This is a genomic window from Comamonas koreensis, from assembly GCF_021026195.1.
GTDB classification, from domain to species: Bacteria; Pseudomonadota; Gammaproteobacteria; order Burkholderiales; family Burkholderiaceae_C; genus Comamonas; species Comamonas koreensis.
The window spans coordinates 488,626-515,527 of record NZ_JAJNCT010000009.1; the positions used below are offsets into that span (position 1 = coordinate 488,626).

25 protein-coding genes are annotated in these 26,902 nt (G+C 61.2%); 20 read left to right on the top strand and 5 right to left on the bottom strand.

Going from position 1 to position 26,902, the window contains the following annotated elements:
- The first annotated feature begins 3 nt into the window (after positions 1-3).
- A complete protein-coding gene (locus tag LPW39_RS10075) occupies positions 4-531 on the top strand; it encodes a GNAT family N-acetyltransferase (protein ID WP_230774162.1) in 528 nt (175 codons plus the stop codon).
- Positions 532-597: 66 nt separating this feature from the next.
- On the opposite strand, the gene LPW39_RS10080 is transcribed toward LPW39_RS10075, so the two are convergent.
- Complete coding sequence (locus LPW39_RS10080) at positions 598-1,116, bottom strand: PepSY domain-containing protein (protein ID WP_230774164.1); 519 nt, start codon at positions 1,114-1,116, stop codon at positions 598-600.
- A gap of 216 nt (positions 1,117-1,332) precedes the next feature.
- Between LPW39_RS10080 and tkt the strand changes: the two genes are divergently transcribed.
- The gene (tkt, locus tag LPW39_RS10085; protein ID WP_230774166.1) at positions 1,333-3,372 is read left to right on the top strand and encodes a transketolase; all 2,040 of its coding nucleotides are present in this window, start codon (positions 1,333-1,335) and stop codon (positions 3,370-3,372) included.
- Between the two features lie 112 nt (positions 3,373-3,484).
- Here the strand turns inward: tkt and LPW39_RS10090 are convergent, their stop codons facing one another.
- Positions 3,485-4,480, bottom strand: a complete 996-nt coding sequence (locus LPW39_RS10090; RefSeq protein ID WP_230774167.1) for a glycosyltransferase family 2 protein — start codon at positions 4,478-4,480, stop codon at positions 3,485-3,487.
- A gap of 367 nt (positions 4,481-4,847) precedes the next feature.
- Between LPW39_RS10090 and gap the strand changes: the two genes are divergently transcribed.
- Positions 4,848-5,849 (top strand): type I glyceraldehyde-3-phosphate dehydrogenase, encoded by a 1,002-nt coding sequence (gap, locus tag LPW39_RS10095; protein ID WP_230774173.1) that lies wholly within the window; start codon positions 4,848-4,850, stop codon positions 5,847-5,849.
- A gap of 152 nt (positions 5,850-6,001) precedes the next feature.
- The gene (locus tag LPW39_RS10100) at positions 6,002-6,409 is read left to right on the top strand and encodes an OsmC family protein (protein WP_230774175.1); all 408 of its coding nucleotides are present in this window, start codon (positions 6,002-6,004) and stop codon (positions 6,407-6,409) included.
- A 175-nt stretch (positions 6,410-6,584) separates the two neighbouring features.
- Here LPW39_RS10100 and LPW39_RS10105 read toward each other — a convergent pair whose 3' ends face one another.
- Positions 6,585-6,827, bottom strand: coding sequence for a hypothetical protein (locus tag LPW39_RS10105; protein WP_133858177.1), 243 nt, complete (start codon positions 6,825-6,827; stop codon positions 6,585-6,587).
- Positions 6,828-7,139: 312 nt separating this feature from the next.
- Between LPW39_RS10105 and LPW39_RS10110 the strand changes: the two genes are divergently transcribed.
- Positions 7,140-8,048, top strand: a complete 909-nt coding sequence (locus tag LPW39_RS10110) for a pirin family protein (RefSeq protein ID WP_230774177.1) — start codon at positions 7,140-7,142, stop codon at positions 8,046-8,048.
- A 6-nt stretch (positions 8,049-8,054) separates the two neighbouring features.
- On the opposite strand, the gene dinG is transcribed toward LPW39_RS10110, so the two are convergent.
- Complete coding sequence (gene dinG, locus LPW39_RS10115) at positions 8,055-10,235, bottom strand: ATP-dependent DNA helicase DinG (RefSeq protein ID WP_230774178.1); 2,181 nt, start codon at positions 10,233-10,235, stop codon at positions 8,055-8,057.
- A gap of 341 nt (positions 10,236-10,576) precedes the next feature.
- Between dinG and LPW39_RS10120 the strand changes: the two genes are divergently transcribed.
- The 9 genes from LPW39_RS10120 to LPW39_RS10160 all read left to right on the top strand — a co-directional run bounded on the left by LPW39_RS10120 (position 10,577) and on the right by LPW39_RS10160 (position 21,669).
- A complete protein-coding gene (locus LPW39_RS10120; protein ID WP_330166603.1) occupies positions 10,577-10,894 on the top strand; it encodes a DUF2304 domain-containing protein in 318 nt (105 codons plus the stop codon).
- A 39-nt stretch (positions 10,895-10,933) separates the two neighbouring features.
- Positions 10,934-12,394 (top strand): mannose-1-phosphate guanylyltransferase/mannose-6-phosphate isomerase, encoded by a 1,461-nt coding sequence (locus LPW39_RS10125; RefSeq protein ID WP_230774181.1) that lies wholly within the window; start codon positions 10,934-10,936, stop codon positions 12,392-12,394.
- A gap of 20 nt (positions 12,395-12,414) precedes the next feature.
- A complete protein-coding gene (locus tag LPW39_RS10130; RefSeq protein WP_330166607.1) occupies positions 12,415-13,200 on the top strand; it encodes an ABC transporter permease in 786 nt (261 codons plus the stop codon).
- Positions 13,197-14,414, top strand: coding sequence for an ABC transporter ATP-binding protein (locus LPW39_RS10135; RefSeq protein WP_230774184.1), 1,218 nt, complete (start codon positions 13,197-13,199; stop codon positions 14,412-14,414). The genes LPW39_RS10130 and LPW39_RS10135 overlap by 4 nt, the downstream gene beginning before the upstream one ends.
- Entirely contained in the window at positions 14,411-15,688 is a 1,278-nt protein-coding gene (locus tag LPW39_RS10140) for a class I SAM-dependent methyltransferase (RefSeq protein ID WP_230774185.1), read from the top strand. Before LPW39_RS10135 ends, LPW39_RS10140 begins: the two co-directional genes overlap by 4 nt.
- Positions 15,689-15,692: 4 nt before the next feature.
- The gene (locus LPW39_RS10145; protein ID WP_230774187.1) at positions 15,693-18,176 is read left to right on the top strand and encodes a glycosyltransferase family 4 protein; all 2,484 of its coding nucleotides are present in this window, start codon (positions 15,693-15,695) and stop codon (positions 18,174-18,176) included.
- A 306-nt stretch (positions 18,177-18,482) separates the two neighbouring features.
- Positions 18,483-19,517, top strand: coding sequence for a GDP-mannose 4,6-dehydratase (gmd, locus tag LPW39_RS10150; RefSeq protein ID WP_230774189.1), 1,035 nt, complete (start codon positions 18,483-18,485; stop codon positions 19,515-19,517).
- Entirely contained in the window at positions 19,517-20,464 is a 948-nt protein-coding gene (locus LPW39_RS10155; protein WP_230774190.1) for a GDP-mannose 4,6-dehydratase, read from the top strand. The genes gmd and LPW39_RS10155 overlap by 1 nt, the downstream gene beginning before the upstream one ends.
- An 8-nt stretch (positions 20,465-20,472) precedes the next feature.
- Positions 20,473-21,669 (top strand): glycosyltransferase family 4 protein, encoded by a 1,197-nt coding sequence (locus LPW39_RS10160; RefSeq protein WP_230774192.1) that lies wholly within the window; start codon positions 20,473-20,475, stop codon positions 21,667-21,669.
- Positions 21,670-21,702: 33 nt separating this feature from the next.
- Here LPW39_RS10160 and zigA read toward each other — a convergent pair whose 3' ends face one another.
- On the bottom strand, positions 21,703-22,944 hold the full coding sequence (gene zigA, locus LPW39_RS10165; protein ID WP_230774197.1) for a zinc metallochaperone GTPase ZigA: 1,242 nt from the start codon (positions 22,942-22,944) through the stop codon (positions 21,703-21,705).
- A gap of 177 nt (positions 22,945-23,121) precedes the next feature.
- Here zigA and LPW39_RS10170 point away from each other — a divergent pair, with 177 nt between their 5' ends.
- From LPW39_RS10170 to LPW39_RS10190, 6 genes are all read left to right on the top strand, one after another.
- Positions 23,122-23,379: a hypothetical protein gene (locus LPW39_RS10170; RefSeq protein ID WP_230774199.1), complete on the top strand. Its 258-nt coding sequence runs from the start codon at positions 23,122-23,124 to the stop codon at positions 23,377-23,379.
- Between the two features lie 27 nt (positions 23,380-23,406).
- Entirely contained in the window at positions 23,407-23,835 is a 429-nt protein-coding gene (locus LPW39_RS10175; RefSeq protein WP_230774201.1) for a Fur family transcriptional regulator, read from the top strand.
- Between the two features lie 201 nt (positions 23,836-24,036).
- On the top strand, positions 24,037-24,165 hold the full coding sequence (locus LPW39_RS23445; protein WP_269075796.1) for a hypothetical protein: 129 nt from the start codon (positions 24,037-24,039) through the stop codon (positions 24,163-24,165).
- Positions 24,162-24,896 (top strand): metal ABC transporter ATP-binding protein, encoded by a 735-nt coding sequence (locus LPW39_RS10180; RefSeq protein ID WP_230774202.1) that lies wholly within the window; start codon positions 24,162-24,164, stop codon positions 24,894-24,896. The genes LPW39_RS23445 and LPW39_RS10180 overlap by 4 nt, the downstream gene beginning before the upstream one ends.
- Positions 24,893-25,786: a metal ABC transporter permease gene (locus LPW39_RS10185; RefSeq protein WP_230774204.1), complete on the top strand. Its 894-nt coding sequence runs from the start codon at positions 24,893-24,895 to the stop codon at positions 25,784-25,786. The genes LPW39_RS10180 and LPW39_RS10185 overlap by 4 nt, the downstream gene beginning before the upstream one ends.
- Positions 25,783-26,769, top strand: coding sequence for a metal ABC transporter substrate-binding protein (locus LPW39_RS10190; protein ID WP_230774205.1), 987 nt, complete (start codon positions 25,783-25,785; stop codon positions 26,767-26,769). The genes LPW39_RS10185 and LPW39_RS10190 overlap by 4 nt, the downstream gene beginning before the upstream one ends.
- Positions 26,770-26,902: the final 133 nt, after the last annotated feature.

Below are 26,902 nucleotides of genomic sequence, written 5' to 3' on the forward strand. Positions count from 1 at the left end.
GCGATGCGTTTCTCTTCCGACGGCCAGCCCCGCTGGTCTCTTGAACCCCTGACCGCGCAGCACCTCGATGGCCTGATGCAGGTGCAGCTGGCCTGCTATGGCGCGGACTTTATGGAGAGCGCCGCGCTGTATGCGGCGCGCTTGGCCAGCCCGCTGCAGTGCTCGCTGGTGATCGTGCAGGGCCGTGAGGTGCTGGCCTATCTGGCCGCCTACCGCTCCGTGCTGGGCAAGGTGACGCCGCTGCATGGCGGCTTTGCCTGTGCATCCCCCGCCGATACCCTGTACCTGCACGACATGGCCGTGGCCCCTGCGCGCGCGGGCGAGGGCCTGGCCTCCGCACTGTTGCAGGCCATGCTGCAACAGGCGCGGGCCGATGGGCTGCGCTACTCGGCGCTGGTCTCTGTGATGGGCTCGCAGCCCTATTGGCAGCGCAAGGGCTATGCGCCGCTGCTGCCCTGGTCGGCCCAAGAGCGGGATGCGCTGTACAGCTATGGCGAGGATGCGCAGTACATGGCGCAAACATTGGGCTGAGACCGGTCACCGGGCACAAAAAAGGCCAGCGCTGGGCTGGCCTGGGCGGCTTGCTGCGCGACCCGTTTACTGGTGGATGTTGCCGTTGATGGCATGCACGCGCACTTCCACCTCGGTGTTGGCCGCATTGATGATCTTGACGTCATAGGTCAGCACGCCCAGGTGGTCGTCCAGGTCCACCTCGATGGCCTTGCCGGGGGTGTGCTTCAGGGCAGTGGCGATGGCGTCGCTGATGCTGATCTTGGCAGCGGCCAGGCGGTCGGTGTCCTTTTTCTCGGCGACGCCGTCGTCCTTGTTTTCCAGCACCTGGGCGGCGTCCAGGGCGCTGAACTTGAGCTTGATCTCACGGCCTTGGGCGTTGATGCCGCTGACTTCGTAGATGGGCTGCTTTTTCTTGGTGTCGATCTCGGCTTGCAAGACCTTGAGGCCATGCTGGCTCTGTGCGCTTTGGATGGCCTGCGTCAGATCGAAACGGGCCGCTTGCACGGCGGCGATCTTTTCTGCAGTGCTGGCAAAGGCGCTGCCGCTCAGCGACGCCAGGGCGAGCGTCAAGGCCAGAGCGGTGGTGGAGAGGGTGCGTTGCATGGTCAATCCTTTCAAGCGATAACTAACAAAAACTAGTAGGTATAAATAATATTAATAGAATTTTATTGACGATAGCTTGCGCATTGTCAGCGTTTGCAAAGAGCGGTTGGGTAAGGGGTGGCCCTGCATGGCCGTAGGCCAAGACTGGCATGGCGGGCGCGGGTGGCGGCAGGCCGCTAAAATGCGGCCTTTGTCGCTTCTTTCTCCTCCACTCCCATGGTCAACAATCAGAATATGGCGAATGCGATCCGCGCACTCGCAATGGATGCCGTTCAACAAGCCAATTCGGGCCACCCTGGCGCGCCGATGGGCATGGCCGATATGGCAGTGGCCTTGTGGAGCAAGCACCTCAAGCACAACCCGCTCAACCCCCAGTGGATCAACCGCGACCGTTTCATCCTGTCGAACGGCCACGGCTCCATGCTGATCTATGCGCTGCTGCACCTGACTGGCTACGACCTGCCGATCAGCGAGCTGAAGAACTTCCGCCAGCTGCACAGCAAGACCCCCGGCCACCCCGAAGTGGACATCACCCCCGGCATCGAGACGACCACCGGCCCGCTGGGCCAGGGCATCACCAATGCGGTGGGCTTTGCGCTGGCAGAAAAGCTGCTGGCGGCTGAATTCAACCGCCCCGGCCACGATGTGGTGGACCACCACACCTATGTGTTCCTGGGCGATGGCTGCCTGATGGAAGGCATCAGCCATGAAGCCTGCGCGCTGGCTGGCGCCTGGAAGCTGAACAAGCTGATCGCGCTGTACGACGACAACGGCATCTCGATCGACGGCAAGGTGCAGCCCTGGTTTGTGGACAACAGCGCCCAGCGTTTCGAAGCCTACGGCTGGAACGTAATCGGCCCGATCGACGGCCATGACCCCAAGGCCGTGAGCGATGCGATTGCCAAGGCCAAGAAGGTCGCAGACAAGCCGACTTTCATCATCTGCAAGACGTCCATCGGCAAGGGCAGCCCCAACCGCCAGGACACCAGCAAGGCCCACGGCGAGCCGCTGGGTGCCGAAGAAATCGGCCTGACCCGCGCAGCGCTCGGCTGGAACTCGGCACCGTTCGAGATCCCTGCCGATGTCTACGAAGCCTGGGACCACAAGACCTTTGGCGCCAAGGCCGAATCCACCTGGGATGCGCAGTTTGCCGAATACGCCAAGGCCTTCCCCGAGCTGGCCGCTGAGATGAAGCGCCGCATGGCTGGCGACCTGCCCAAGCAGTTTGCCCAAGTGGCTGTGGAAGCCGTGGCCCAGGCCCACACCAAGGGCGAGACCGTGGCCAGCCGCAAGGCCAGCCAGCTGGCACTGGAAGACTTCACCGCTGCGCTGCCTGAGCTGCTGGGCGGCTCGGCCGACCTGACCGGCTCCAACCTGACCAACACCAAGTCGACCCCCGCCTTCCGCGTGGACGACAGCGGTGCTGTGGTCAAGACCGAAGACGGCAAGATCGGCCGCCACATCAACTACGGTGTGCGCGAGTTCGGCATGGCCGCCATCATGAACGGTGTGGCGCTGCACGGCGGCTTCATCCCCTACGGCGGCACCTTCCTGACCTTCAGCGACTACAGCCGCAATGCCATCCGCATGGCTGCGCTGATGAAGCGCCGCGTGGTGCATGTGTTCACCCATGACTCCATCGGTCTGGGCGAAGACGGCCCCACCCACCAGTCGATCGAGCACGCTGCCAGCCTGCGCCTGATCCCCAACCTGGATGTGTGGCGCCCTGCCGATACCGCTGAAACCACCGTGGCCTGGAGCGTGGCACTGAGCAACCGCAACAAGCCTACGGCGCTGTTGCTGTCGCGCCAGAACCTGCCCTACGCGCCCAAGAATGGTGATGCCATCGGCAACATCAGCCGTGGTGCCTATGTGCTGTCCGAGCCATCGGACATCGGCCTGAACAAGAAGGCGCAAGCCGTCATCATCGCCACCGGCTCCGAAGTGCAGCTGGCGCTGAAGGCCCAGCGTCTGCTGGCTGAGCGCAAGATTGCCGTGCGTGTGGTCTCCATGCCCAGCACGACCACCTTCGACCGCGAAGATGTGGCCTACAAGCGCAGCGTGCTGCCCGCCGGCCTGCCGCGCGTGGCCGTCGAGATGGGTGTGACCGACTTCTGGTGGAAGTACGGCTGCGCTGCCGTGGTAGGTATTGATACCTTTGGCGAATCGGCCCCTGCTGGCGTGCTGTTCGAGCACTTTGGCTTTACCGCCGACAACGTGGCCAACACGGTGGAAGTGGCACTGCAAAAGGCTTAAACGCGCACTGCCTCAGCAACCCATAACGCAGGGATGCGGGCCGCAGGGCCTGCAGGCTGCGTTTTTTCATGGGCGCCTGTGATGTGGGTGGGTGCCGGTGACGGGACAGCGCCTATCGGGGCAGACCCTCGCCATCATGGCGGTGCGATTGCGTGGGCTCGGAGGCCACATCGAACGCGATAAAGGCCAGCACCAGCTGCACGCCCAGGATGATGGGCAGCGCACTGACCATGACGGTACCGGCCGTGGTGGCGACGTTGGAGACGATGGACTGCACCCAGTGGAACAGGCCAAACACGGTGCCCCAGCTGATCAGCGCCAGGCCCAGTGGCAGCTCCAGCGAGGCCACCGACATGCCTCGCAGATAGTAGTTGTAGAAAATGCGCTTGCAGAAATTGCGCAGGTGACCGGCCATGAATTCGGTCAGTACCTTGTGGATCTTGAGGTTGCTGACCTCGTCCTCGTAGCGCGAATCGATGGGGATGTCCAGGACCACTGCGCGCACCGTGTTCAGCCGGAACAGCATGTCGGTCTCGAAAAAATAGCGCTGGCTGATCTTGTGCAGCGGCAACTGTGCGGCCGTGCTGGCGGCAATGGCGGTAAAGCCATTGGTGGGGTCAAAGCTGCTCCAGTAGCCGGTGGAGAACTTGGTCATGAACGACAGCACCGCATTGCCAAAGATGCGGATGCGCGGCATGCGGGTGATCTTTTCCAGGTTGAAAAACCGGTTGCCCTTGGTGTAGTCAGCGCGGCCACTGGCAATGGGGGCCACAAAACGCGGCACCAGGGTGGGGTCCATCTGCCCGTCGCCATCGATCTTGACGAGTACGCCATAGCCGTCTGCAATCGCTGCGCGGTAGCCAGCCATCACCGCGCCGCCCACGCCCAGGTTGACCTCGTTGAACAGCACGCGCACGCGGGGGGCCTGACAGTGTTCCTGCACAAAGCGGCCGCTGCCGTCGGGGCAGCAGTCGTCGACGATGTAGATGCCATCGACCTCGGGGCCAATCTCGGCAATCACCGCCAGGATGTGGCGCGTCACCTTGTAGCAGGGAATGATGACTGCCGTGCGCAGGCTGGAGGGCGAAGAGGGGTGCGACAGACTCATGGCGTTTGTGAGGCGGCCCACCATCTGGGGCGGTGTTGCTGCAGGCTATGGATGACGGTGGCGGGAGGCCCCCGTGCTGCCCAGGATTGTTGCACAGCCTGGGGCGCGGGCCGCCCATAGCTGTTGCGTGCCGGCAGTCACGCAGGCGATAGCTGGCCGGGAGCGGGCAATGGCCCACTATTCCATGGCCCAGCCAGTGTTCTCTACAATACGCGGCAAAATCAGACCGCCCCGTCTCCGCACCGCACTTTGCAGCGTGCCCATGTCGGCGGATTGGCAGGTCTGGCCCATCCGGCAACGTGGCGCCAGCGGCAGCGAGCGTGGCCCTGGCCGGGGGCATGCGGCATTTCATTACTTGGAGATCACTATGGCAATCAAGGTAGGCATCAACGGCTTTGGCCGTATCGGCCGCAATGTGCTGCGCTCTGCGGTGCAGAATTTTTCCGATATCGAAATCGTTGCGATCAACGACCTGCTCGAGCCTGACTACCTGGCCTACATGCTGCAGTACGACAGCGTGCACGGCCGCTTCCAGGGCACGATTGCCGTCGAAGGCAACACGCTGATCGTCAACGGCAAGAAGATCCGCCTGACGCAAGAGCGCGACCCTGCCAACCTGAAGTGGAACGAAGTCGGCGCCGACGTGGTGATCGAATCCACCGGTCTGTTCCTGACCAAGGAAACGGCACAAAAGCACATCGATGCGGGCGCCAAGAAGGTGATCCTGTCGGCCCCCTCGAAGGACGACACCCCCATGTTCGTGTTTGGCGTGAACTGCAAGACCTACGCCGGTCAAGCCATCATCTCCAACGCATCCTGCACCACCAACTGCCTGGCACCCGTGGCCAAGGTGCTGAACGACAAGTGGGGCATCAAGCGCGGCCTGATGACCACGGTGCACGCAGCGACTGCGACGCAAAAGACCGTGGACGGCCCGTCGAACAAGGACTGGCGCGGCGGCCGTGGCATTCTGGAAAACATCATCCCCTCGAGCACCGGCGCTGCCAAGGCCGTGGGCGTGGTGATTCCTGAGCTGAACAAGAAGCTGACCGGCATGTCCTTCCGCGTGCCCACGTCTGACGTGTCCGTGGTCGACCTGACCGTGGAACTGAACAGCGAAGCGACCTACGAAGAGATCTGCGCCGAAATGAAGGCCCAGTCGCAAGGCGCCTTGAAGGGCGTGCTGGGTTACACCGAAGACAAGGTGGTGGCCACCGACTTCCGTGGCGAGACCTGCACCTCGGTGTTCGACGCCGAAGCCGGTATTGCACTGGACAAGACCTTTGTGAAGGTCGTCTCCTGGTACGACAACGAGTGGGGCTACTCGAACAAGAGCCTGGAAATGGTGCGCGTCGTTACCGCCAAGTAAGCGCTTTGCGCGGTCTGTGCCCGGGCAGTGGCCCAGGGCATGCGACACACAGAACCAGCACCGGCAACGGCGCTGGTTTTTTTGTGCCCGTTGGCAACCATGCCTGGGCAGAAAGGCCTATATTGCCTTATCAAACCAGGAGATGTACCGATATGGCGCAGCAGGCACAAGCCCAGGCACAGAGCACGAAGAGCAACTACCGTGTGGATCTGCACAACCCCCAAGGCCATGCGTGGCATGGTGATGAGCCGCAGGCCGTTGGCGGTGGCGATACGGCCCCCAGCCCCATGCAGCTGCTGCTGTCGGCCCTGGGTGCCTGCACGACGATTACGGTGCAGATGTATGCACAGCGCAAGGCCTGGCCGCTGACGGGCGTGAAGGTGGAGCTGGCGCTGAACCCCGATGGCAGTGCCGCCTCGGGCAACGACATCGTGCGCAGCATTCAGCTGGAAGGTGATTTGAGCGAAGAGCAGCGCAGCCGGCTCAAGCAGATTGCAGAAGCCTGCCCGGTGCACAAGTTGTTGGTGGGTGAGGTGCGGGTAACCACGGCGCTGGCTTGAGGCTGGCCGGATACCCGAGACGGCGCGCAGGCCGTACAAAGCGGCGTGCCGCTGAAAGCGCTTTTCAGCGCTTGAAAACGTTCAGAGTGACACTCACAACCTTGAGACGATGTACAAAGCGGTTAATGAAACTAACGGCTCTGTAGCAAGGTTTTAAAGGCCGTGGTCGTCGCTCTTATTGCACAACGATATTGTTGTGGTCGATGTGGTAATCAAAGTCGGGCTTGGCCAGCGACACGGTCACTGGCTGGCCTTCGATGGTCCAGGACAGCACAAAGCTGGCAATGGCCGTCGAGACATCGACTTCCATGGGGGTGGGAATGGTTTCCAGCTGACCGTCCCCGATGCGGTGCTGAACGATACCTACCACGCGAGCCTTGAAGTTCTCGGGGTAGTTGTGGGAGTGTTGAGTCGTCATTGGTTGTCTCCTTTCAATGAGGGGGCACCGAATTCCAGCCTCGCAGGCTAAGCTGCAAAGCTGGAGTCATGGAAGCCGCCAGCACGACCTGGCAAATCTGAGAGTTGCACCGGCTGCCAGAGCGAATCCCTGGGAGCCTGTCGTCGCGCCAGCTGCTGCCGGGCGCTAACACGTTGGAATATGTGGCAGCGAAGCCCTCTCTGGTCATCACCGCCGCACCACTTGTTTGTACCATACACCGAAGGCATTTATGTGTAGGTCTGTTTCGTCGAGGCTTGCGCGTGCTTTGCACGCCTATAGAGGAGCTTGAATATGGATACCAAAGTATTGAGACACTATCCCGGACGCATGGCCGATGTGGGCGGCGTGCCGGTGCTGCGCGCCCTGCCGCAGCGCGGGCGGCGCATGGTGGGCGCCTGGTGTTTTCTGGACCACGCGGGCCCCTCGCACTTTGAGAGCGGCCCTGGCATGCAGGTGGGGCCGCACCCGCACACCTGTCTTCAGACCTTTACCTGGATGATCGAGGGCGAGATCCTGCACCGCGACAGTCTGGGCAGCGAGCAGCCGATCCGCCCCGGCCAGGTCAACCTGATGACTGCCGGCAAGGGCATTGCGCATTCGGAAGAAAGCCTGGGCAAGCCGGACTTTCATGCGGTGCAGCTGTGGATTGCGCTGCCCAAGGACCAGCGCTTTATGCCGCCGCGCTTCCAGCATTACCCGCAGCTGCCCCGGCTGCAGCAGCAGGGCATACAGATGACGGTGCTGGCCGGCGACTGGCTGGGCCAACAGGCGCCCACCGAAGTGCACAGCCCGCTGGTGGCCGTCGACATGGAAGCGGCGCAGGCCACGAGCGCCACCTTGGCACTGCGGCCCGATTTTGAGTATGCGGTGCTCTGCCTGTACGGCGATCTGCAGGTCAACGGCGAGCCGGCCCCGGGCAATGAGCTGGTCTACTTGCCCGATGGGCAGACGAGCCTGGATCTGCAATGCGGCGCCGGCAGCCGCTGCATTCTGCTGGGCGGCACGCCCTATGAAGGCGGCGTGATGATCTGGTGGAACTTTGTCGGCCAGACCCAGGAAGAGATCGAAGGCTTTTTGCGCGACTGGCAAAACGGCGAAGGCTTTGGGGCGCCGGTGGCCTCGCCCTTGCCGGCGCTGGTACCCCCCTCGCTGGAGGGCGTGCACCTGCGCAGCCCGGGCGAGGCACCCGCCAAGGACTGATAAACCTTAGGTGTTGGCCATGCGGCGGTGCAAGGTAAAGGGCGGCAGGCTGGCCAGCAGCCGCTGGCCATAGCCGGTGCGCACCAGGCGCTTGTCGTAGCAGTAGACATGGGCCTGGTCCACCTCGGTGCGGATCGCACGGCCCACCCACTGGGCCAGGCGGATGGCGGTGGCGGGCACGACGATTTCGCTGAAGGGGTCGCGGCCCGAGTTTTTCAGCCATTCGGCGCGGGCCTCGTCGACGGGGTCATCGGGCGGCGCAAAAGGCAGCTTGGTGATGAACAGCGATTCGCACAGCGCGCCGGGCAGGTCCAGCCCCTCACCAAAGCTTTGCATGCCAAAGATGATGCTGGGCAGGCCGGCGGCCACGCGCTCGCGGTGCTGGTGCAGCAGCTGGCTCCGCGGCAAGGTGTTTTGCACCAGCACGTGCTGGCGCATGGCCGTGGGCAGCGCATCGACCGCCAGGCGCATCTGCTCGCGCGAGGTGAACAGCACCAGGCCGCCCGACTGCACCTGGGCCAGGTCTTCGAGCAGCGCGTCCACCATCTCGCTGGTGAACTGCTGGGGCGTGCGCGGGTCGGCCTGGGTTTCGGTGACGACCAGGCTGCCTTGCTCGGCATAGTTGAAGGGGCTGGCGACCTCCAGGGTGGAGACGGCCGGGTCGTTGTAGAGGCCCGATTCGCGCAAGAAGAAATCGAATTGGCCACCGCTGGTGAGCGTGGCCGAGGTGAGCACGGCGCCGCGCACCTGGCTCCAGAGATGGTGGCGCAGGGTGGAGCCGGGGATCACCGGGCTGGCATAGGCCTTGATCGCCACAAAATCGCCCACGACATCCAGGGTGAACCACTTGGCCGCCGGCACGCTGCCCTGGGGCGCATCCTGCAGCAGCAGCTGGGTGGTGTCATGCACAGCCTCCAGGCGCGGGGCCAGGCTGCCCACCTGGGCATACAGGGTGGACAGGCGCTTGGCCTCATCGGGCCGGTCGCGCATCTGCGAGCGCAGGGCCTTGGAGATGGCCTGCAGCACATCCAGAAACGCGCTGGCGTGGTGCGCGGCCTGGGCCAGCGGCTCGACCAGTGCGGGCGGCAGTTCGCCACGCGGCAGGCGCACGCGGGCAGGGCCCCGGCCGCCTGATTGCAGCTGCTGGCGCATGCCTTCGCCGTACTCGTCCATCAACAGCCTTGCGCAATCCTGCAAATGCTGGCGCAGCTGGGCGGAATGGCGCGGGATGTCGGCAATCTCGCTGACCTCCACCAAGGCGCCCACGCGCTGCGCGCGGCTGGCGAGCTTGTCGATCCAGGTGAGCTGGCTCAGGTTCATCTCGCAGGCGAACTGCGACAGCGCGGTGCCGGGCAGGTGGTGGGCCTCGTCCAGGATCAGCAGGCAGTTGTCCAGCTCGGGCAGCAGGCGTGCGCCCAAGGTGGACAGCAGCAGATCATGGTTGGCCACCAGCACCTGGGCCTGGACCAGGTCCTTGCGCTTTTCGTAATAGGTGCAGCTGCCAAACACCGGGCAGTGCTTGCCGGTGCAGGAACTGCCTTCGGCGGCGACCGGGCTCCAGACCTCGGGCTCGGGCGGGGTGTCCAGGCTGTCGCGGTCGCCATCCCAGCCCCGGGTGGTCAGCGCATCGGCCATGCTGGTGTAGAACTGCAGGCGCGCGGCATTCTCTTGCGGGCTGCGTTGCGATTGGCGCGCCTGCGCGGCTTCTTCGGGAAAGAAATCGTCGTCGATGGGCTCGCCGCCGTCCGTGACCTCGCCCTGGGCCACACTGGCCAGGCGCTCCAGCTTGAGCTTGCAGACATAGCGGCCCCGGCCCTTGGCCAGCGCATATTTGAAAGGCTGGTCCATCTGCTGGGCCAGTGCCGGCAAATCCTTGTTCACCAGCTGCTCCTGCAGCGCCACCGTGGCCGTCGAGATCAGCACCCGGGTACCGCGCTCCAACGCCATCGCAATGGCTGGCACCGCATAGGCCAGCGATTTTCCAACCCCCGTGCCGGCCTGAATCACCGCAATGGCGCGCTGCGGCTCTTCGTCTTCTTCGAGCTTGCCCAACTGGGCTGCCGCAAAGGTCTCGGCCACTTTTTCGGCCATAAGCCGCTGGCCGGGTCGCGAGCGAAAGCCGCCCTCGACATTGACCATGCGATCGAAGGCGGAAACAGCGCTGCGGGCCCATTCGGAACTAGACATAGGCGGGAAGTGTGGCACGGATTGGCCGTGGCGGCGGGTACTGGGGTTTTATGCGGTAGTCGCCGAACCCAGGCGGCAGCCAGGGGGAAGGTGGAGGTGTTTATCCACTGTGCAAAGGGCTTGTAGTGACATTTGGCAGCAATCCGTTGCGGCCATGCACAGTAGAATCATGCGGCTGTTCAAATAAGCTATTTGAACGGGGTAAAAGAATTTTCTGTTTCTGGCAGTAAACACGCCGCAAAGGGACATGCTTCGCTTTGGCCTTATGTTGGCCTCATGCCATGTTCCTGTGAATCAAGGTTGGAATGGCCAATTATCAAATTACAACCACAGTCCTGGGTGTGCTTTTCGCCGCTGTGATTCTGTTCCTGATCCGGGGCGACAGGCTGTATTTGCGCCTAGGCCTCTTCTGGATGGCCGTCGCGCTGCTGGCCGTGCTGCTGGGCGTGTGGCCGCGTCTGCTTGACCACTTTGCCGATGGCCTGGGCATCCGTTATTCACCCACCTTGCTGTTGGTCTGCGCTGTTGGCGTCCTGTTCATCAAGGCGTTGCATGCGGACATGGTCAACACCCGCATCGAGCGGCAGGTGCGGCGCCTCAACCAAAGTTTGGCGCTGCTGCAGCTGAAGAACCAGCAGGCCCCTAACGACAAGCGCTAAAGCGCCGCTGCAACTCCTTATTTATCGAGATTGATTCGAATGCCAAAACTAACGCCCGTCATTCTGTGTGGTGGCAGTGGAACCCGCCTGTGGCCTTTGTCGCGTGAGCACTATCCCAAGCAATTTTTGAGCTTGCAGGACGATGGCCAGTCCATGCTGCAGAACACGGCAGTGCGCCTGCACGGCGTGCATCCCAGCATCGCGCAAACCAGCCCCGTGCTGGTCTGCAATGCCGACCACCGCTTTTTGGCTGCGCAGCAACTGCAAGAGCAGGGCATTGCCGATGCCAAGCTGGTGCTGGAACCTACCGGTAGAAACACCGCCCCGGCACTGACCCTGGCCGCCTTGGCGGCAGAGGCCGATGCGGTATTGCTGGCCATGCCCGCTGACCATGTGATGACGCGGCCCGAGCAATTGCACCGTGCTGTGGAAGCGGCCTGGCCGCTGGCCAGCGAAGGCGCTATGGTTACCTTTGGCATTGTGGCCGACCGGCCGGAGACGGGTTATGGCTATATCCAGAAAGGCGCTGCTGATAGCCACGGAGCCTTTGCCATCGAGAGCTTCGCAGAAAAACCTTCGCTGGAAGTCGCTGAGCAGTATCTGCGCAGTGGTCAATACCTGTGGAACAGTGGTTTGTTCATGGTGCGCGCCGACCAGTGGCTCAAGGCCATGGCTGCGCTGCAGCCAGCGATGCTGCAAGCCTGTGAGCAGGCCATGGCGCAGAGCAGCCGCGATATGGACTTTATCCGCCCCCATGGCGAGCTGTTTGGCGCCTGCCCCGCAGATTCCATCGACTACGCAGTGATGGAGAAGTTGCCGGTTCGCCCTGAGTTGGGCGTACCCGCACGCGTGGTACCGCTCGATGCCGGCTGGTCTGATCTGGGTGCCTGGGATGCCCTGTGGGACGTGCTGCCACGCGACGGACAAGGCAATGCCGGTACTGGCGAAACCCTGGCCATTGATACCAGAAACAGCCTGCTGTTCTCGGAAAGCCGCCTGATCGCAGCGGTAGGCCTGGACAACGTGGTGGTGGTGGAGACGGCCGATGCGGTGCTTGTTGCCGATAAATCGCGCACCCAGGATGTGAAGAAAGTGGTGGCCCAGCTCAAGGCCCAGAACCGCAGCATGGCCTCGGCCCACCGCAAGGTGCACCGCCCCTGGGGTTGGTACGACAGCATCGACAGCGGCAGCCGCTTCCAGGTCAAGCGCATTGTGGTCAACCCAGGCGCGCAGCTGAGCCTGCAGATGCACCACCACCGTGCCGAGCACTGGATTGTGGTCAAGGGCACCGCCGAAGTAACGAACGGAGATCAGATCTTCCTGCTCGGTGAAAACGAATCCACGTTTATCCCGCTGGGCCACGTCCACCGTCTGGCCAACCCCGGCAAGGTGCCACTCGAGATTATCGAGGTGCAATCGGGCAGCTATCTGGGTGAGGACGATATCGTCCGGTTTGAAGATACCTACGGGCGTGCGCCTGAAGCGCTGAGCGGTAAATGACTGTGCCGGGTTTTCTGATGATGCGCTCACTATGGGCGTACCGGGGCTTTGTATGGAGCAGCGTGATGCGCGAGTTCCATGGCAAGTACCGAGAGTCACTGTTTGGCGCGTTCTGGGCAGTGGCCAATCCCTTGGCCATGATCCTGATCTACACCTTGGTCATGGGCCAGCTGATGCGCCCGACCTTGCCTGGCTATGAAAAGACGCCTTTTGCATTCCCCATCTATCTGTGTGCGGGGGTCATCAGCTGGAATTTCTTCTCTGAGGTGGTGTCGCGGCTGAACGGGGTGTTCATCGACAACGGCAATCTCATCAAAAAGTCGAACTTTCCTCGTGTTTGCCTGCCCATTATTGTGGTGGTCTCGGCCTTCCTTAACTTCGCCATCGTGATGGCTATCTATCTGGTCTTTCTGGCATTGATCGGCCATTGGCCAGGACTGCCCTTGCTGGCCATGCTGCCACTGCTGTTGTTGCAAACCTGTTTTGCGGTTGGACTTGGCGTATTGCTGGGGACTCTGAACGTTTTTTTTAGAGACGTGGGGCAGCTCACCGGTGTGGTGTTGCAGTTTTGGTTCTGGCTGACGCCCATCGTCTACACGTTGGGGGCCTTGCCAGAAAAGGCGCGCCCCATCATGCAAATGAACCCCATGACGCCCCTGGTGCAGAACTACCAGCAAATATTCCTGACCCAAAATTGGCCTACCTGGGCACCATTGCTCAATCTCTTGCTGATTTCCTTGGGGCTGCTGGCCTTGGCTGCGTGGTTTTTCAGTGCTCGCGTGGGTGAGTTGGTAGATGAACTATGACGAATGTCTTGACTGTCAGCCATGTGGGCAAGGCCTATAAGCGCTACCCCAATAAATGGGTACGTGCATGGGAGTGGGCGTCAGGCCGAACCACCCATGAGAAAACCTGGGTGCTGAAAGATATTGACTTCAGCGTCAAACCTGGCGAAGCCGTTGGCATTATCGGCGTCAACGGCGCCGGCAAAAGCACGCTTCTCAAGATCATCACCGGCACCACCCAGCCCACCACTGGTGGGGTGCAGCGCAGTGGCCGCGTGGCTGCGCTGCTTGAGCTTGGCATGGGTTTCCACCCGGATTTCACTGGGCGGCAGAATGTCTTCATGGCTGGCCAGTTACTAGGCCTGAGCCAGGCTGAGATCGACGAGCACATGCCTGCGATTGAGGCATTTGCAGAAATTGGTGAATACATTGACCGGCCTGTCCGCCTGTACTCCAGTGGCATGCAGATGCGGCTGGCGTTCAGTGTGGCAACGGCGGTGCGTCCAGATTTGCTGATTGTGGACGAAGCCCTCTCGGTAGGGGATGCCTATTTTCAGCACAAGAGCTTTGACCGTATCCGCGCGTTTCGGGACCAGGGCAGTGCACTGTTGATTGTGTCGCACGACCGTGCAGCTATACAGGGTTTATGCAGCCGAGCCTTGCTGCTCGAGCGAGGCGTTGTCGTGAAGGACGACAATCCCGAGGCGGTGATGGATTTTTACAATGCATTGATAGCCGAGCGTGAGAACCAAACTGTGCAGGTCGTCCAGTTGGCGGATGGGAGAAGCCAAACCACATCAGGTACAGGTGAAGCGAAGGTCAAGAATATTGCCTTGGTCAATGAGGCAGGCGAAGCCGTTGAAATCATCAACGTTGGCCAGCAAGTTCATCTGCAGATAGATATTGAGTTGGGTGCAATCCTTCCAGGCCTGGTACTTGGTTACTCCATCAAAGACCGGCTTGGTCAAACTATCTTTGGTACCAACACGCACCACCTGGGTTTAAATTTGGATGCCCATGTGCGAGATGGCTGTGTTCGTGTGCAGTTCACATTTCCCGCAAATCTTGGCGCTGGATCATATTCCATTGCAACCGCCTTGCATAAGTCAGACACCCATTTGGCCGCCAACTATGAATGGCGTGATCTTGCACTAGTGTTCAATGTGCTGAATATCAATCGGACGCCATTCGAGGGTAATTGCTGGATACCTCCAGAAGCAAAGTGTATTGCATGAGCTCCGATAATTTTTACCGCGCTTTCGAAGATCGCCACAGGGGTTCTCGCGAACTCATTCTGGAGCGGTTGAAGGTATATATTCCATACATTAGTCCGCTGCTGGCTTTGTATACACCCGCCAGGGTGCTAGACCTTGGATGCGGTCGAGGCGAATGGCTGCAGCTTTCTCAATCACATGGCTTTGAAGCCCGTGGGGTAGATCTGGATGAGGGCATGCTACAGGCATGCATTGAGCGCGGCTTGTCGGTCACTCAAAGCGATGCCCTCGATTACCTGAGTGCGCAGCCTGACTCGTCATTGGCCGTCGTGTCGGGGTTTCATGTTGCTGAACATATTCCTTTTGAATTGCTCGATAAACTGGTTGGAGAGGCACTGCGCGTTCTTAAGCCAGGAGGCTTGCTCATCCTTGAAACCCCTAATCCTGAAAATGTGGTGGTAGGGACGGCCAATTTCTATCTGGATCCGACGCACCAACGCCCCATCCCTCCGCTGCTGCTGGAATTTCTACCCAGCCACCACGGTTTTGCGCGTGTGAGTACGCTGAGATTGCAAGAGCCCGATGACATACACTCGCGCTCTGATATTTCCCTGATGGATGTGCTCAACCATGTCAGTCCAGACTATGGGGTGGTGGCGCAGAAATCAGCGACCCGGGAGGTCATGGCATCATTCGATAGCATTTTCAACGTGCAAAGGGGCGTTGATTTGCCCAGCCTAGCCCGTCGCTTCGACCAGCGTCAGAACGAGTTAATGGCGGCACACCACGAGACGCGTTTGAAGAGTCTTGCCACAGAGGCAGCGTTGGCAAGCACGCGCGGTGATATTCAGCTGTTCCAAGGCAATGTGGGAGTATTGCAGCGTGACTTGCAACTGCTGCGAGGTGAGCTATCAGCCTTCCGAAGTGAGCTGCAGTCCTTGCACGCTGAATTGGCTGCGACCCAAGCGGCGCGGGACGCCTTGCTCCATAGCGCGTCTTGGAAGGTGACAGCGCCGTTGCGGGGCATGGGCGCCTTTGTTGCTTCGCCCATGACTTTCATGATGGACAAAGTCTTGCAATATCCTCGTCTCAGCGAGTGGATAAACCGAGCCATCAGCCAGTTGCCTTGGCTACATGCGCATTTGCGTAACAAGGCTATCTCAAGAGGTCTGCTGTGCGAACCTGTGTCTGTCAGCGAGATGAGTGCCGATCACCCCACCATTGCCGATCTCTCACCCCGCGCAAAGCAAGTGCACACTGCATTGGAGCAAGAAATTGCTCGTCTGAGAGGCTAAGACCATGAGAATCTTGATTGATCTTCAGGGAGCGCAGTCTGCGAGTCGGCACAGAGGGATAGGCCGGTACACGCTTGCGCTGGCCTTGGCGATGGCTAAAAACAAGGGTGAACATGAGATTCATCTGTTGCTCAATGGCATGCTGGCTGAAACGATTCGGCCCATACGCGATGCGTTTAAAGCCTGGATTCCAGCAAACCATATCCATGTCTGGCAGGCCCTCGCGCCAGTGAATAGCAACGCGCCAGAAAATGCAGTGCGCCGGCGTATTGCAGCCATTATCAGAGAAGATGCTATCAGCCAGATTCAGCCTGATGTAGTGCACATTACCAGTCTCTACGACGGCTTTGGCGATAACTCTGTGCACAGTGTCCATGAACGGGCAGAATGCCTTGTGGCGATCACGTTCTACGATGCAATCCCTTTGATCCAGGCGGCAGCGTATCTCGACAACAATCCTGTCTATCGCGATCATTATCTGGCCTGCACTGCGCAAGCGAAAAATGCGGATCTGCTGCTGGCTATATCTGAATCTGCAAGGCAAGAAGCCGTCACTTACCTTCAGGCCGACTCTCATCGGGTCATCAACATTTCCTCGGCTGTAGACCCGTGCTTCATGCCGGTTAGCTATTCAGCCGAGCAAACACGTGATTTGCAAAGACGCTTGGGTATTCGTAAACCCTTTGTGATGTATTCCGGTGCAACGGATGAGCGTAAGAACCACCGTGGTCTCATCAGCGCCTTTGCGCAGCTCCCAACGGACTTGCGCCATGCGCATCAACTGGTACTGGCCGGTGGACTTCCTGCGGATCATCGTGAGCAACTGGAGGCCCATGTGCGCGACTGCGGATTGGCCCAGGATGAGGTGGTGATCACAGGGCGCATCAGCGATGACGACTTGGTCCAGTTGTACTGCCAATGTGCCCTCTATGTGTTTCCGTCCTGGCATGAAGGCTTTGGCTTGCCGGCACTGGAGGCCATGTCCTGTGGTGCAGCCACCATTGGGGCCAACACTACCAGTGTTCCCGAGGTCATAGGATGGGAGCGAGCGCTCTTTGATCCGTATGATCCCGCAGACATAGCGCAGAAGATGGCCGAAGCGTTGACCGATGCAGACTTCCACCAGGAGCTTCGGGCGCACGCTTTAAGACAGGCAACCCAGTTCTCCTGGGATAACTCGGCGCTCCGAACCATTGCAGCGCTGGAGGACTTGGTCTCAAAGGCGACCGTGACAGAGGCATCTGTTCGGCCGGATCTGCTGCCCGCCATTGCGCAGATGGCGGCGGAAGATGCAAGCCTGGACTTGATGGGCCTGTCGCAGGCCATTGCGCGTAACCACAGAGCTGCCAAACCGCAGTTATTGGTCGATATCTCAGAGCTGGTGCAGCGCGACGCCCGAACCGGGATTCAACGTGTAGTTCGCAGTATTCTCCATGAATGGCTTTCGCACCCGCCGGAAGCTTACGAAGTCCGCGCTGTTTACGCGACGACAGATAAACCAGGTTATCGCTACGCTGATCGGTTTGTTCAGAACTTTATGGGCGCGCCAGCTGCGAATGCTGCGGATCCGGATGCCGCCATCGATTATGCCCCTGGCGATATATTCTTGGCACTAGATATGCAGCCGCAGGTGCAAATCTATCAGTCGCCTTTCTACCAGACTTTGCGTAATCACGGCGTCGATGTGCGCTTTGTTCTGTATGACCTGCTGCCCATCACCATGCCGCAGTTCTTTCCCGAAGATGCTGAAGCAAACCATTCCCGTTGGGTAAGCGTGGCTGCGCAGACTGATGGGGTAATTTGTATATCTCAATCTGTGGCAGATGAGTTCAAAGCCTGGTGTCAAAAACGAGCAGCAAATCTACCGCAGATTGACTGGTTTCATATGGGCGCGGACATCGAAAGTTCAACACCCAGCCAAGGACTGCCTGAAGATGCAGTGGTGACACTCGATAAACTTTCCATGCGTCCCACCTTCCTGATGGTGGGAACGGTGGAGCCGCGCAAAGGCCACGCTCAGGTTTTGGACGCAGCCAACGCCTTATGGAACTGTTCGGCAGACTTTAACTTGGTGTTGGTCGGTAAACAGGGCTGGAAGGTAGAAAAACTGGTCAACGACTTACAGGCGCATTCCCAGCTCGGTGAGAGGCTGTTTTGGCTGCAGGGAATAAGTGATGAATATCTTGCAAAAGTATATGCGCAATCAGACTGTTTGATCGCTGCTTCTTATGGCGAGGGGTTCGGGTTGCCTTTGATTGAGGCTGCTCAAATTGATCTGCCTATCATTGCTCGCGATATTCCCGTGTTTCGCGAGGTGGCAGGTGACTACGCGACTTATTTTAATTCCGTAGCTGGGCTGGAATCAGTGATCAGCAATTGGGTAGCTTCATTCGAGGATCGCCAGGATAAAAATTCCAAGCATATGCCGTGGCAGACCTGGGGGCAAAGTGCAGCGCAGCTACTGCAGCGTATTTCTACCAGGAGTTAGTATTTGAGAATGCCTGGCGGGCTGCTGCTAACTAGCGATGGCTTGGCATAAAAATCTTGGTTTTTGGGGTGTTGTGGTTGAATTTGTTGCGGATAGGAGTGAAGGAATCATGGGTGATATTTCCTATTTTTCTCAGCAAGCTCCTTCGATTAGTGGGAATGGATAATGGGTATATTTTAATTGGGGTGCTATGAAGACTTTGCAGCACGCGCATGCGAAAGCTGCAGAATTGATTGAGATTTCTGAAATCTTGCCATCCTGATGTATGCTTTCGCATCATCAGAAAATACTATTTATGTACATCAAATGAAAAAAGCCATCATCACCGGTATCACCGGCCAAGACGGGGCCTACCTGGCCGAACTCCTGCTCTCCAAGGGCTACACCGTTTACGCCACCTTCCGCCGCACCAGCTCGGTCAATTTCTGGCGCATAGAAGAGCTGGGCATCCAGAACCACCCCAACCTGCACCTGGTCGAGTACGACCTTACCGATCTGTCGTCCAGCATTCGCCTGTTGCAGACCACAGAAGCTACCGAGGTGTACAACCTGGCCGCGCAAAGCTTTGTCGGGGTGTCGTTTGAGCAGCCCGTGACCACGGCAGAAATCACCGGCCTGGGCGCCGTGAACCTGTTGGAAGCCATCCGTATCGTCAATCCGAAGGTGCGCTTCTACCAGGCCAGCACCTCGGAGATGTTCGGCAAGGTGCAAGCGGTGCCCCAGAAGGAAGACACGCCCTTCTATCCGCGCAGCCCCTATGGTGTCGCCAAGCTGTATGCACACTGGATGACGGTGAACTACCGTGAAAGCTATGGCATCTTTGGTTCCAGCGGAATTTTGTTCAACCACGAAAGCCCGCTGCGCGGCCGTGAGTTCGTCACCCGCAAGATCACTGACAGCGTTGCCAAGATCAAGCTGGGCAAGCTGGGTGTGATGGAGCTGGGCAATATCGACGCCAAGCGCGACTGGGGTTTTGCCAAGGAATATGTGGAAGGCATGTGGCGCATGCTGCAGGCCGACGAGCCCGATACCTTTGTACTGGCCACCAACCGCACCGAGACCGTGCGCGACTTTGTGCGCATGGCCTTCAAGGGCGCCGGCATGGATGTGGATTTCCAAGGCAAGGCTGAGGATGAGACCGCCATTGATACTGCCACCGGCAAGACGGTGATGCGCGTCAATCCCAAGTTCTACCGCCCAGCGGAGGTGGAGCTGCTGATTGGCGACCCCGCCAAGGCCAAGTCCAAGCTGGGCTGGGAGCCGCATACCTCCCTGGAGCAGCTCTGCCAGATGATGGTTGAGGCCGACATGCGCCGCAACCAGGCCGGGTTCTCGTTCTGATGAACGCCGCTGCCAATGCAGTGGGTGCAGCAGCGCAAAAGCGGGTGCTGCTGACAGGTGCGCAAGGCTTTACCGGTCAGCATCTGGTGCCCTTGCTGCGCGCTGCTGGCTGGGATGTCTGGTCGCTCGATCGCTCCGCCTCCGATGGCGCTGGGCTGATTCCAGCAGCGCAGTGCCTGCAGGCGGACTTGCTTGACGAGGCAGCGCTGCAAAGCGCCGTTCACCAGATCAGCCCGCAGGCGGTCGTGCATTTGGCAGCGATTGCTTTTGTAGGCCACGGCTCGGCGGATGATTTCTACCGCGTCAATGTGGTGGGCACCCGCCACCTGCTGCAGGCCTTGGGCACTTTGCCTGTCAAGCCGCAGTGCGTGTTGCTGGCCAGCAGTGCCAACATCTACGGCAACAGCCACGAAGGTGCCTTGCCCGAGGGCACCACTGCCAACCCCGCCAATGATTACGCCGTGAGCAAGCTCGCGATGGAATACATGGCGCGGCTGTGGCTGCCGCAGCTGCCGGTGGTGCTGGTGCGGCCGTTCAATTACACGGGCCTGGGCCAGTCGCCGCAGTTTCTGATCCCCAAGATCGTGGACCATGCGCTGCGCAAGGCCGACGTGATCGAGCTGGGCAACCTGGATGTGGACCGCGATTTTTCAGACGTGCGCGATGTGGCGGCCGCCTATGTGCGCTTGCTGGATAGCGCCGCGCAGGGGATTGCAGTGGGTGGGGTGTTCAATGTCGGCTCGGGCTGCACCTGGTCGCTGCGCGACGTATTGGCACAGGTGCAGCAGATCAGCGGCCACACGATGGAGGTACGGGTGAATCCGGCCTTTGTACGTGCCAACGAGGTGCGCATCTTGCGTGCTGACACCACAGCGCTGGAGCAGGCCATCGGTGAGTGGCGCAGCTACCAACTGGAAGACACCCTGCGCTGGATGCTGCGGGCTTGAAGGACCTTATGGGTTTAGACATCATCTTGGGCGCTGATGCGCTCCATGCGCCATTGACCGGCATCGGGCGTTACAGCTACGAACTGGCCAGCCAGCTGCGCCAGCACCCTGATGTGGACCGTTTGCGCTACTTCTCCCATGGCCATTGGGTGGCAGATCCGTTGGCGGCGCTCGGTGGGCAGGGTCCAAGCCCCGCCGACGCGGCGCCTGGTGTGCAAAGCACCCCCAACACTGCGCCAAGCTTGTTCACGCGTCTGCGTAGCACCTTGTCGGCCAACCGCGCAGCAGTGCGGGTCTACCAATCGCTGATGCCTGCCATCTCACGCTGGCGGGTACGCGGGGAAGGGCAGGCCATCTTCCACTCCCCCAACTACCTGGTGCCGCCTTTCCCGGGCCGCACGGTCAATACCGTGCATGACCTCTCGCATGTGTTCTACCCCGAGTTCCATCCGCAGGCGCGGGTGGAATTCATGAACATGGCCTTTGGCAGCAGCCTCAGGCACACCGAGCATGTGATCACCGATACGGAAACGGTGCGCCAGGAATTCATCCAGCACTTTGGCTGGTCGGCGGACAAGGTCACAGCCATTGGCCTTGGCATGGATGCCGCCTACCACCCGCGCAGCGATGCCGAACTGGCCCCGGTGCTGGCCAAGCATGGGCTGCAGCCGCGCAGCTACGCGCTGTATGTCGGCACCATTGAGCCCCGCAAAAACATCGGCCGGCTGCTGCAAGCCTACGCGCAGCTGGACCCGGCCTTGCGAAAGGCCTGCCCTCTCGTGCTGGCAGGCGGCAAGGGCTGGAAATCCGAAGACATACACCGCCGCATGGAGCAGGCGGCCAACGAGGGCTGGCTGCACTACCTGTCCTATGTGGACCAGGCCGACCTGCCCATGCTCTATGCGGGCGCACGCCTGTTCGCCTACCCCTCGCTCTATGAAGGCTTTGGCCTGCCGATTGTGGAGGCGATGGCCAGCGGCACGCCGGTGCTGACCTCCGACGCCTCCTGCATGCCCGAGGTGGCGGACGGCGCAGCGGCGTTGGTCAACCCGCTGGACGTGGACGACATTCTGCGCGGTCTGCAACGCCATCTTGGAGACGAGGCATGGCTGCGCGATGCCAGTGCCAAGGGCTTGGAGCGTGCGGCCAACTACTCCTGGCAGCGCTGCGCTGCGGAGACCCTGGCGGTTTACAAGGCGCTGTAAGGCTGCAAAGGTCTTCGCGCTTGTGGGTGCCTGTTAGATCTTGCTATCGGGCCAATCCACAAACGAATGCCGCCACCCCGTCCATACCGTGGGCCCCTGCGCCATCTCTGCATCGCTGAGCAAGCAGCTGTCCAGCTGCGCGCGCAGGGCGGGCTCGTCCATGTCCATGCCGATCAACACCAGCTCCTGGCGGGCATCGCCTACGCGGTCGTCCCAGGCTTTGCGGATCAGGGCCAGCGCTTCTTCGTCCTGCGGCCAGCGTTCTTCGGGCACGGCGGCCCACCAGTAGCCGGCCGCGCTGTGGCGCGCTACCGCACCGGCTTGTGACCACTGGCCTGCCAGCGTAGGGTGGCTGGCCAGCCAGAAAAAGCCTTTGGAGCGCACAACACCCGGCCATTCCTGGTTGATCAGCGCATAAAAGCGCTCGGGGTGGAAAGGGCGGCGTGCGCGGTAGACAAAGCTGCCGATGCCATAGGCCTCCGTCTCGGGCTGGTGGCTGCCACGCAGCTCCTGCAGCCAGCCCGGAGCCTGGGATGCCTGCTCGAAATCGAACAAACCTGTTTGCAGCACCTTGTGCAGCGGCACCTGGCCAAACTCGGCTAGCACAATGCGGGCGCGGCGGTTCAGGCCACGCAAGATGCCCATCAGCTGCTCGCGCTCGGCGTCAGACACCAGATCAGCCTTGTTGAGCACGATCACATCGCAAAACTCGATCTGCTCGACCAGCAGGTCCACAACGGTGCGCTGGTCCTCGTCCCCCAGCGATTGGCCGCGTGCCCGCAGCTGGTCGCGTGAGCTGTAGTCGCGCAAGAAGTTGAAGGCATCGACCACCGTGACCATCGTGTCCAGCTGCGCCACATCGCCCAGGCTGCGGCCGTCCTCGCCGGCAAAGGTAAAGGTCTCGGCCACCGGCAATGGCTCGGAGATGCCGGTGGATTCGATCACCAGCTGGTCAAAGCGGCCTTCGCTGGCCAGGCGGCTGACTTCCACCAGCAAATCCTCGCGCAAAGTGCAGCAGATGCAGCCATTGCTCATCTCCACCAGCTTCTCATCGGTGCGCGACAGCTCGGCCCCGCCCTGGCGCACCAGGGCTGCGTCGATATTGACCTCGGACATGTCATTGACGATGACCGCCACGCGCCGGCCTTCGCGGTTGTTCAGGATGTGATTGAGGAGGGTGGTTTTACCGGCACCCAGGAATCCGGAGAGCACGGTGACGGGGAGTTTGGCTGGGCGCGTCGTTGCCAGTGGGGAGGAGAGGGTGGTGGAAGTCATCGTGGAATGCGGGGTTGGCGCTGGCTCGGGTGGCTTGCTGCATGCCCAGGCCAGCGCTGGGTGGTGCATGTGTTGAAGATGAGATATGTTATAACATAACAAATTAAAGCTGGTTTTTCTCAAGCGTTCGCTGGGAACCGGGAGGATGGCGGCTGCCGAGATGTGGAAAGGACACTGATGATTCCAAAGACTTACGCGCAGTGGCGGCACTGCATCACCGTCGAATGCGGCATCCCCTTGAGCGCAGACTTCATCGCGCAACGCCTGGCGGTATGGCGCAATCCGGGGCTGGAAGAGACGCAGCGCTTCAGGCGCCTGTACGGCGATGCGCATTGGCAGGCGGTGCAGCACTGGTTTGTGCAAGCCGCGCAGGAGCAGGAGAGCGCCGCCGCAGCGGAGCCCCCGCTGGCAGCGTCCGCACGGCAGACCGGATAAACTCTGGCCTCTGTCTTTGTTGTCACCATGTCCACAGCCGCCAAAACGCCCCTGCCCGAGTTGACCAAGCACCAAGCCCTGGTGCTGCAAGCGCTTGCGCGTGAGGCCAATCCGGCCAGCGCCTATGCCTTGCTCGACCAGCTGCGTGACGAGGGCCTGCGTGCGCCCCAGCAGGTGTACCGCGCGCTGGACAAGCTGATCGAATATGGGCTGGTGCATCGGGTCGAGAGCCTCAACTCCTTTGTGGTCTGTGCCCATACCCATGCCGATGGCCATGACCATGGCCTGGTGGTGTTTGCCATCTGCGATAGCTGCGGCCAGGTCGATGAGTTCCTGGAGCCTGCGGTGGAGCGGCGCCTCAAGACCTGGTCCAAGGCCAATGGCTTCAAACCCAGCAGCACCCATGTCGAGATGCATGGAACCTGCAGCCGCTGCGCTGCCGCACCGGCGGCCTGAGCGCGTTTAACCGCCTATTTTTCCTCTTCGCTCCCGCGAATGGCTTCCCGTTATTGCCTGGCCGTTGGTGCCGGGCTTGGCTGCGTTTACATATTGCTGTTTTCATTTGATGTTATAACATCACGTTTTGAAACGCAGCAGCTACGTGCTTGATGCCACCAGGCTGATCTAAGTACGGCAGTAACTGCCAATGAGCGAGCTATGGGATCAACACAAACAACCAGGCGCCGCAGCGCCTTGCAGGCCTCGGCGCTGGCGCGCTGCCTGCTGGCGCTGGGCCTGAGCGCGCTGCTCTGGGGTATCGTGCTATGGGCGGTGCAGCAGCCATGACGCCATCCGTTACCGGCCTGCCGGCGGCAGTGCATGGCGTCGATATCGAACTCTCCAACCTGGGTCTGGGCTATAGCGGCAAGCTGGCGCTGCGGGGTGTCAGCGGGCAGTTTGCGGCGGGCTCGATGACGGCCATCGTCGGGCCGAACGGCGGCGGCAAATCGACCTTGCTCAAGGGCTTGCTGGGGCAGCTCGCACCCATGCAAGGGTCGCTGCGCTGCCGCTATCCGCGCGCGGCGTTGGGCTACCTGGCGCAAGCCTGCGAGGTCGAGCGCGACTTTCCGATCAGCGTGGAAGACTTTGTCAGCATGGGCCTGTGGGCGCAAACGGGCGCGCTGGGGGCCGTCAGCGATGCGCAGCGGGGGCAGATCAGCACGGCATTGGCAACAGTGGGTCTGCAGGGCTGGCAGCCGCGCTGGATAGCCGAGCTCTCGGGCGGGCAGTTTCAGCGCATGCGCTTTGCCCGGCTCTGGGTGCAGAACCCGCCGGTGATCTTGCTGGACGAGCCCTTCACCGGTGTCGACGAGCCCTCCATCGATGTGCTGCTGCAGCTGTTGCAGCAGTGGCATGCGCGGGGCCGCACCGTGCTGGCCGTGCTGCATGACCGCGAAATGGTGGAAGCGTTTTTTCCAGAGGCCTTGGCGCTGGCGGGCACCCAGCTGGGCTGGGGCGCCACCGCCGATGTGCTGACGAGCCTGGCGGCGCGCGCAGGTGCCAGGAGGCGCGCATGATCGCCGAGCTGTTGTGGCAGCCCTTTGTGGACTACGGCTTCATGCGCCGCGCCTTGGCCGGCTGCCTGGCCTTGAGCGCGGGTGCCGCGCCCTTGGGCACCATCTTGCTGTTGCGCCGCATGAGCCTGGTGGGCGATGCCATGTCGCATGCCATCTTGCCGGGCGCGGCCCTGGGCTATCTGCTGTTTGGCCTGTCCTTGCCGGCGATGACGATTGGCGGCCTGGCGGCTGGCCTGGTCGTGGCCCTGCTCTCGGGCGTGGTGACCCGCTACACCGCCTTGCGCGAGGACGCGAGCTTTGCCGGTTTCTACCTGATCTCGCTGGCGCTGGGCGTGCTGCTGATCTCGCTGCGCGGCTCCAATGTGGATCTGCTGCATGTGCTGTTTGGCTCGGTGCTGGCGCTGGACGATCCCACCCTGTACCTGACCGCCACCATCGCCAGCCTGTCGATGCTGGGCCTGGCGCTGATGTACCGGCCCTTGCTGATGGAATGCCTGGACCCCGGCTTTCTGCGCCTGCAGGGGCGCATGGGCAGCATCAGCCATGCGCTGTTCATGCTGCTGCTCGTGCTCAACCTGGTGGGGGGCTTCCATTCGCTGGGCACCTTGATGGCGGTGGCCCTGGTGGTGCTGCCCGCCGCCAGTGCGCGGTTCTGGCTGCGCGGCGTGGGCCTGCAGATGGCGTTGTCCACCGCCATCGCGATGGCCGGCAGCGTGCTGGGCCTGCTGCTGTCCTACCACGCGGGCATTGCGGCATCGGCCGCCATCACCCTGAGCCTGGGCAGCTTGTACCTGTTGTCGCTCTGCCTGGGCCGGCTGGGCAGCGTGCGCGCGCAGCGCCAAAGGCCGGCCAACGATTCTGTGTCTGAACCAATGGGAGTATCCGAATGAGCAATTTTTACCTGAACCGCCGCGCGCTGCTGGGGCTGGCGCTGACCAGCGCCCTGCCTGTCGGCTCCGTCTGGGCTGCGGGCCAGCCGCTGCCCGTGGTGGCCAGTTTTTCCATCTTGCAGGATCTGACGCGCCAGGTCGGTGGTGAGCTGGTCAGCGTTTCTGCCCTGGTCGGGCCCGACGGCGACGCCCATGTGTTTGAGCCCACACCGCAGCAGGCACGCCAGCTGCAGCAGGCCAAGGTGCTGGTGTCCAATGGCCTGGATTTTGAGGGCTGGTTGCCGCGCCTCAAGAAGGCGGCAGGTTTTAAAGGCCAGGAGATCGTCGCATCGCAGGGCATTGCGGTGCGTGCCTTGCCCAAGGGCCATGACCACGGGCACGACCATGGCGCTGACAAGGCGGGGCATGACCTCGATCACGACCATGACCATGGGCACGGCCACAACCATGGCCCCAACGACCCCCATGCCTGGCAGGACGTGAAAAACGCCATCGTCTATGTGCGCAATATCGCCAAGGGCCTGGCCACGGCAGACCCGGCCAACGCAGCCCAGTACGACAAGCAGGCCACGCAGTACATCGCCCGCCTGACTGCCCTGGACGCCAGCCTGCGCCAGCGCTTTGCCGCCGTGCCCGCAGCGCGGCGCACCGTCGTCAGCACCCACGATGCCTTTGGCTACTTTGCCCAGGCCTATGGCCTGCGCTTCGTGCCGGTGCGAGGCCTGTCGACCGAGTCCGAGCCTTCAGCGCGCGACATGGCAGCGCTCGTCAAGCAGGTGCGCGAAGCGCGCATCGGCGCCATCTTCCTGGAGAACATCTCCGACCCGCGCCTGCTTGAGCAACTGTCGCGCGAGACGGGTGCTGCCATCGGTGGGCGCCTCTACTCCGATGCGCTGTCGCCTGCAACTGGCCCGGCTGCCACCTATATCGACATGGTTGAGACCAACGCGACCACCTTGCTCAAGGCCCTGCAACCCGGCTGACCAAGGCTTTTTGCATAGACCATGCTGCCTGCCCATGCACCGGTGCAGGCAGCATGGATGGCGCTCGGACACTGCAGCGTCTGCGATCGGGGCAGCTAGGCTTTTGTAGGTTGCTCGCCCGTGTCGACAGCGG

Bases quoted from the DNA above. Each gene is read 5' to 3' on its own strand.
- LPW39_RS10075 (WP_230774162.1), top strand. From the start codon at position 4: ATGCGTTTCTCTTCCGACGGCCAGCCCCGCTGGTCTCTTGAACCCCTG.
- LPW39_RS10080 (WP_230774164.1), bottom strand. From the start codon at position 1,116: ATGCAACGCACCCTCTCCACCACCGCTCTGGCCTTGACGCTCGCCCTG.
- tkt (WP_230774166.1), top strand. From the start codon at position 1,333: ATGGTCAACAATCAGAATATGGCGAATGCGATCCGCGCACTCGCAATG.
- LPW39_RS10090 (WP_230774167.1), bottom strand. From the start codon at position 4,480: ATGAGTCTGTCGCACCCCTCTTCGCCCTCCAGCCTGCGCACGGCAGTC.
- gap (WP_230774173.1), top strand. From the start codon at position 4,848: ATGGCAATCAAGGTAGGCATCAACGGCTTTGGCCGTATCGGCCGCAAT.
- LPW39_RS10100 (WP_230774175.1), top strand. From the start codon at position 6,002: ATGGCGCAGCAGGCACAAGCCCAGGCACAGAGCACGAAGAGCAACTAC.
- LPW39_RS10105 (WP_133858177.1), bottom strand. From the start codon at position 6,827: ATGACGACTCAACACTCCCACAACTACCCCGAGAACTTCAAGGCTCGC.
- LPW39_RS10110 (WP_230774177.1), top strand. From the start codon at position 7,140: ATGGATACCAAAGTATTGAGACACTATCCCGGACGCATGGCCGATGTG.
- dinG (WP_230774178.1), bottom strand. From the start codon at position 10,235: ATGTCTAGTTCCGAATGGGCCCGCAGCGCTGTTTCCGCCTTCGATCGC.
- LPW39_RS10125 (WP_230774181.1), top strand. From the start codon at position 10,934: ATGCCAAAACTAACGCCCGTCATTCTGTGTGGTGGCAGTGGAACCCGC.
- LPW39_RS10130 (WP_330166607.1), top strand. From the start codon at position 12,415: ATGCGCTCACTATGGGCGTACCGGGGCTTTGTATGGAGCAGCGTGATG.
- LPW39_RS10135 (WP_230774184.1), top strand. From the start codon at position 13,197: ATGACGAATGTCTTGACTGTCAGCCATGTGGGCAAGGCCTATAAGCGC.
- LPW39_RS10140 (WP_230774185.1), top strand. From the start codon at position 14,411: ATGAGCTCCGATAATTTTTACCGCGCTTTCGAAGATCGCCACAGGGGT.
- LPW39_RS10145 (WP_230774187.1), top strand. From the start codon at position 15,693: ATGAGAATCTTGATTGATCTTCAGGGAGCGCAGTCTGCGAGTCGGCAC.
- gmd (WP_230774189.1), top strand. From the start codon at position 18,483: ATGAAAAAAGCCATCATCACCGGTATCACCGGCCAAGACGGGGCCTAC.
- LPW39_RS10155 (WP_230774190.1), top strand. From the start codon at position 19,517: ATGAACGCCGCTGCCAATGCAGTGGGTGCAGCAGCGCAAAAGCGGGTG.
- LPW39_RS10160 (WP_230774192.1), top strand. From the start codon at position 20,473: ATGGGTTTAGACATCATCTTGGGCGCTGATGCGCTCCATGCGCCATTG.
- zigA (WP_230774197.1), bottom strand. From the start codon at position 22,944: ATGACTTCCACCACCCTCTCCTCCCCACTGGCAACGACGCGCCCAGCC.
- LPW39_RS10170 (WP_230774199.1), top strand. From the start codon at position 23,122: ATGATTCCAAAGACTTACGCGCAGTGGCGGCACTGCATCACCGTCGAA.
- LPW39_RS10175 (WP_230774201.1), top strand. From the start codon at position 23,407: ATGTCCACAGCCGCCAAAACGCCCCTGCCCGAGTTGACCAAGCACCAA.
- LPW39_RS23445 (WP_269075796.1), top strand. From the start codon at position 24,037: ATGGGATCAACACAAACAACCAGGCGCCGCAGCGCCTTGCAGGCCTCG.
- LPW39_RS10180 (WP_230774202.1), top strand. From the start codon at position 24,162: ATGACGCCATCCGTTACCGGCCTGCCGGCGGCAGTGCATGGCGTCGAT.
- LPW39_RS10185 (WP_230774204.1), top strand. From the start codon at position 24,893: ATGATCGCCGAGCTGTTGTGGCAGCCCTTTGTGGACTACGGCTTCATG.
- LPW39_RS10190 (WP_230774205.1), top strand. From the start codon at position 25,783: ATGAGCAATTTTTACCTGAACCGCCGCGCGCTGCTGGGGCTGGCGCTG.